Source organism: Magnetococcales bacterium (genome assembly GCA_015231925.1).
GTDB lineage: Bacteria > Pseudomonadota > Magnetococcia > Magnetococcales > JADGAQ01 > JADGAQ01.
Genome location: JADGAQ010000304.1, coordinates 1 through 3,235, shown reverse-complemented (window position 1 = coordinate 3,235; position 3,235 = coordinate 1). Strand labels below are relative to the sequence as shown.

Sequence of the window (3,235 nt, the reverse complement as noted above, 5' to 3'; positions counted from 1 at the left end):
GCCGAGGCCCTGCGGCGGCTCGACCCGGTGTGGGAGGAACTCTTTCCGGTGGAGCAGCAGCGGCTGGTGCAACTGCTCATTGCCCGGGTGGAGGTGGAGAGGGGCGGGGTGAAGGTGCATCTGCGCGCCGAGGGGTTGGACACCCTGGCCCGTGAACTGAACGATCTCTGGAACCAGAAAGAGGAGGTGGCGGCATGAGGACCAGTGCGGAATTGAGCCGGAACGGCAAGGAGATTATCGTCACCATCCCTGTTTGCCTGAAACGGCGCGGCGGACGCAAGCTGATCATCGCCCCGAGGGAAGCCGAGACGCCCCCGCCCAGGGACGACACCCTGGCCAGGCTGGTGGCCAAGGCCCACAAGTGGCAGCGCCTGCTGGAGGGCGGCAAGGTCGCCTCTATCCGTGCGATCGCTGAACAGGAGCGGATCGACGAATCCTACGTGGCCAAGGTGCTGCGGCTGACCCTGCTGGCCCCGGACATCATCGAGACCATCCTGGACGACTGCCAGCCGGACGTCATGACCTGGAGGGAGTTGGCCAGACCGTTTCCCGTGGAGTGGCCAAAACAGAGGGAGGTTTGGGGGTTCCGGTGAAGGTGTTTCCCAATCCGTCGATTTACTTGAGTTATCACAAAACCCAGGCCATGATCCGGGCGTTTTCTCAACCTCCCGCCCAGGAGTACCGCCATGGACGCCCCCCATTCCCTGACCCTGCAACAGGTGGACACCATCAACCTGAGCCTCTCCAAGGCCCTGGCCGTGGCGCGCATGGTGGCCGAATGCGGCAGCGCCGCCCGCCCGGCCCCCGATGAGCAACCGTCCGCCGCCTCCCTGTTCGTGGTCATGCAGGTGATCGTCGAGGAACTGGAGAAGATCGAGGAGGTGATGGTCTCCCTCCGTCGTGAGGCGGGGTGAAGGTAAGGACACTTCCTTTCGGACGGAGCAAAGACATAGACCCTCGGAGGAAAGGGGCAGTCATGATGCGAACCATCGACCATTCGTTGCAGCTGGGTAAAGCCTTCAAACCCTACCAGCCGTGGTTGGGGTGCTGGCTGCTGAAACTGTCATTGAAATTATATTCGCCCAGCAACGCCGGTCAGTGGATGGAATTGGTGCAGGATGAGGGGCTCGTCACGATCACCGGTCTGCCCAGGCCGGTGGACACTGATTCGGAGGAAGCGGACCTCTTCGGTCGGCAAAGGCCCGGTTTGGCCGAAATCGCGGCCATGCGAAAGAAGGTGGAGCGCCGGTTGCAAATACTCTCCAGGAAACCCCTCGATTGGTCCCTGCCGCTGTTCAAGAACATTCGGCTGCTCTCTGGATTATTGGATCTGGACGAGGGTGAGCAGGGGGTGTTGCTGTTCGCCTCGGCCCTGGGGGTGTTTCCCCAAATATTCAAGCCGGTGACCAAGTTTGACCTGCAGGTGCCGACGAAGGCGATGCTGGCCCGGATCATTGCCGACATGGTTACCCTCGACGAGGAACAGATCATGCGGGCATTGCGTCGTGACGCCACCTTGCTGGCTACCGGACTGGTGGAACTTAACGAAATGGGATTCCAGCTCAACATCGAAAGTGCACTTACCCTGATGTCTGAGTTGGGTTCCCTGTTGCTGCTCCCCGGCATGGACCAGGACAAGCTGATGGCGAGTTTTCTGCAGCGTTCCACGCCCACTGACTTGACCATGGCGGATTTTCCTCATCTTGACAAACACGCGGCCTTGCTGATGGCCTACGTTGGGTCGGCGAGCCGGGAACGGAAGGCCGGGGTCAACCTGTTTTTTCACGGTGCGCCGGGCACGGGCAAGACCGGGTTTGCCAAAGCCCTGGCCGCTGCCCTCGGTCTGGACCTCTACGAGGTGCAAAACTCCAACGAGGATGGCGATCCCATCATCGGAACGGAACGGCTCAAGCGGTTCAACCTGTGTCAGCGATTTCTGGGCAAGCGTGACAAAGCCATGCTGCTGTTCGACGAGGTGGAGGACGTACTGCCCTTTCACTCCCCCCTGTCATTCTTGTTCGGGGAGTCGGTCTCGCGCCGGGGCACGGTGGGCAAGGCGTGGATCAACGGGCTGCTGGAACACAATCGGGTTCCGGCCTTTTGGTTGTCCAACACTTCCCAGCTGGACGGGTCCCATCTGCGGCGCTTCAACTATTCGGTGGAGTTCCCCACCCCGCCAAAGCCGGTGCGACTGGCGGTGGCACGGAGATATCTGGGGGAGTTCCAACCCGATGAGGCGTGGCTCTCCCGGTTGGTGGAGAACGAGGCCCTGACTCCGGCGCAGTTGGAGCAGGCCGCCATCGTCGCCCGTGTCGGAGCTGCGGGGGATGCCGAACTGGCCCTGAAAATGGCGGAAATGACCATCCTCCGCAGTGGATATTTGTTGGGCCAGACCACTTCCCCCGGTTCGGGGTTGAAGGTGGTGCGGTACGATCCGGCCTTCGTCAACGCGGATGTGGACCTCGCCCGACTGACGGGGGCGTTGAATAAACGTCCCTGTGGTTCATTCCTGTTTTCCGGTCCTCCGGGTACGGGCAAGAGCGAGTTGGCCCGTCACCTGGCGGACAACCTCGGTCTGCCGGTCCTCGCCAAACGCGCTTCTGACCTGCTGTCCAAATGGGTAGGCGACAACGAACGGAACCTGGCCGCCATGTTCCGGCAGGCGAAAGAACGGGAGGCCCTGCTGGTGTTGGACGAGGCGGACAGTTTTCTTGCCGATCGCCGCCAGGCCAGCTCCGGGTGGGAGGTGACCATGGTCAACGAAATGCTGACCCAAATGGAGGCCTTTCCGGGCATTTTCGTCGCCACAACCAACCTGGACGCCCACCTGGATCAGGCGTCGATGCGCCGTTTCACCCTCAAGGTGCGTTTCGAATGGCTGACCCCGGCCCAGGCCTGGAGCCTGTTCCAACGGGAACTGGCGATCCGGGGGGTGGCCATGGCAGAGGCGGCGGCCTGGGAGCAGAAGGTGCGTTCCCTGTCCAACCTGGCTCCCGGAGATTTCGCCGTGGCCCTGTGGCAGGCGGAAATGTGGGGAGACGCTTACGGTCCGGCCCAGCTCTATGCGGCCCTGGACAAAGAGTGCCAGGCCAAGGAGGGAGGACGACGGCGAATGGGGTTTGTGTGAGCCGCCAACACCTGGGAGACCGCCCCGCCCATGTCGCCGTCCCTCACAGCCATCCCTGGGAGATCACCTCCCCGTTTCCCCTGGGATCATCGGGGGGTAGGACGCAGG

4 protein-coding genes are annotated in these 3,235 nt (G+C 62.3%); all 4 read left to right on the top strand.

What is annotated here, in order from left to right; genetic code table 11:
* Nucleotides 1-198, top strand: a 198-nt coding sequence (locus tag HQL56_19125; GenBank protein ID MBF0311629.1) for a recombinase family protein, incomplete at its 5' end; no start/stop codon positions are given.
* Nucleotides 195-593, top strand: a complete 399-nt coding sequence (locus HQL56_19120; protein ID MBF0311628.1) for a hypothetical protein — start codon at nucleotides 195-197, stop codon at nucleotides 591-593. The genes HQL56_19125 and HQL56_19120, both read left to right, overlap by 4 nt.
* A gap of 93 nt (nucleotides 594-686) precedes the next feature.
* Entirely contained in the window at nucleotides 687-914 is a 228-nt protein-coding gene (locus tag HQL56_19115) for a hypothetical protein (protein MBF0311627.1), read from the top strand.
* Between the two features lie 62 nt (nucleotides 915-976).
* The gene (locus tag HQL56_19110) at nucleotides 977-3,127 is read left to right on the top strand and encodes an AAA family ATPase (protein ID MBF0311626.1); all 2,151 of its coding nucleotides are present in this window, start codon (nucleotides 977-979) and stop codon (nucleotides 3,125-3,127) included.
* The last annotated feature ends 108 nt before the right edge of the window (nucleotides 3,128-3,235 follow it).

Bases quoted from the DNA above. Each gene is read 5' to 3' on its own strand.
- HQL56_19110 (MBF0311626.1), top strand. From the start codon at position 977: ATGATGCGAACCATCGACCATTCGTTGCAGCTGGGTAAAGCCTTCAAA.
- HQL56_19120 (MBF0311628.1), top strand. From the start codon at position 195: ATGAGGACCAGTGCGGAATTGAGCCGGAACGGCAAGGAGATTATCGTC.
- HQL56_19115 (MBF0311627.1), top strand. From the start codon at position 687: ATGGACGCCCCCCATTCCCTGACCCTGCAACAGGTGGACACCATCAAC.